The 584-nt window shown below is 63.2% G+C and carries 1 protein-coding gene; it reads right to left on the minus strand.

Annotated features, from left to right (window positions below; genetic code table 11):
- Positions 1 to 584 (minus strand): efflux RND transporter permease subunit (locus tag EIEH_RS09020; RefSeq protein ID WP_035609326.1); only part of this gene is annotated, 584 nt, incomplete at both ends.

A 584-nucleotide genomic window follows, 5' to 3' on the forward strand; every position in this document is an offset into this window, starting at 1 on the left:
CATCGACGATGATCCCGAAGTCCAGCGCGCCCAGGCTCATCAGGTTGGCGCTGACCTTGTAGGTGACCATGCCCGTGAACGTGAACAGCATGGACAGGGGAATGATCATCGCGGTGATGAGCGCCGCGCGGATATTGCCGAGGAACAGGAAAAGAATGACGATGACCAGTGCCGCGCCTTCCAGCAGGTTCTTCTTGACCGTGGCGATGGCTTTGTCGACCAGGTTGGTCCGGTCGTAGACGGTGATGATGTGGACGCCGGGAGGCAGCGTCTTGTTGATGGTCTCGATCTGGCGGCCAACCGCCTGGGAGACTTCCCGGCTGTTCTCGCCGATCAGCATGAAGGCCGTCCCCAGCACGACCTCGGCGCCGTTATCGGTCGCCGCGCCGGAACGCAGCTCCTTGCCGATGCCGATGTCGGCCACGTCGCGGATGCGGATGGCACGTCCCTGGACCGATTTCAGGATGACGTCGCCGATGTCGTCGATGGAGGTCAGCTGCCCGGGTGCACGGATGAGGTACTGCTCGCCCTTGCGTTCGATGTACCCCGCGCCGACGTTGGCGTTGTTGCGGTCCAGCGCCGTC

It is taken from the genome of Edwardsiella ictaluri ATCC 33202 (genome assembly GCF_000264785.1).
Taxonomy (GTDB): Bacteria; Pseudomonadota; Gammaproteobacteria; order Enterobacterales; family Enterobacteriaceae; genus Edwardsiella; species Edwardsiella ictaluri.